General features: G+C 61.3%; 1 protein-coding gene. It reads left to right on the top strand.

Features of this window, described 5'->3' with window-relative positions; translation table 11 throughout:
• Positions 1 to 717 (top strand): FimV/HubP family polar landmark protein (locus tag ACW9HW_RS30140; RefSeq protein WP_457402977.1); only part of this gene is annotated, 717 nt, incomplete at its 5' end.
• Positions 718 to 871: the final 154 nt, after the last annotated feature.

The raw sequence follows: 871 nt of genomic DNA, 5'->3' as shown, positions 1-871 counted from the left end.
CCGACCGATGACGATTTCGACAGTGCTTTCGATCTGAGTCTCGACGATCTGGACAACATTACGCCGGTAGCCGTTGCACCGGCCCCGCAGCCTTTGCCTGAACCGGAAGTTGCTGCAACCCTGGACGAGCTGGAAGACTTCCCGCAGGACGACGACCTGAGCTTTGAGTCGGTGCTGCAGCAGCAGACTGAAATCAAGGAAAACCTCGACGACCTGTCGGCCTTCGATCTGGACATGGATCTCGGTGGCGAGCCTTCGCCGGCGACCCTGGCCGAAGACGAGTTCCTGCTGAGCCTGGACGACGACGTCAAGGACCTGCCTGTCGCCGAGGCACCGACGGTTCCGCACGCTACGTTAGACGATCTGGAGCTGCCGGCCGATTTCGATCTGTCCCTGGCTGACGAGATGGATGCTCCTGACGCGCCGGATGCATTCGCCGCCGAGCTGGATGACGTCAATGCGGAGCTTGATCGCTTGTCCCAGAGCCTCAGCGAGCCAACTTTCACCGTGGACGACGCCCTGGCGACCGTGGACGACGAGCCGGAATTCGATTTTCTGTCCGGCACCGACGAAGTCGCCACCAAGCTCGATCTGGCTCAGGCCTACATCGACATGGGTGACAACGACGGCGCCCGGGACATCCTCAATGAGGTGGTGACCGAAGGCGACGATGGCCAGAAGAGCGAAGCCAAGGAGATGCTGGCGCGCCTGGCTTGAGTGATCGACTCGTTATAAGCAAAGCGGCAGCCCGGTGGGGCTGCCGCTTTTGTTTGTGTCGATAGTGTGAGGGTGCCTGCCGGACCGCTTTCGCGAGCAGGCTCGCTCCCACAAGGGTTGGCGTGAGACACAAATGATGGGCACCCCCGATCCA

This window comes from Pseudomonas sp. SDO5532_S415, from assembly GCF_054071155.1.
The sequence above is the reverse complement of the archived record's forward strand: the minus strand, read 5'-3'. Positions and strand labels throughout refer to the sequence as shown.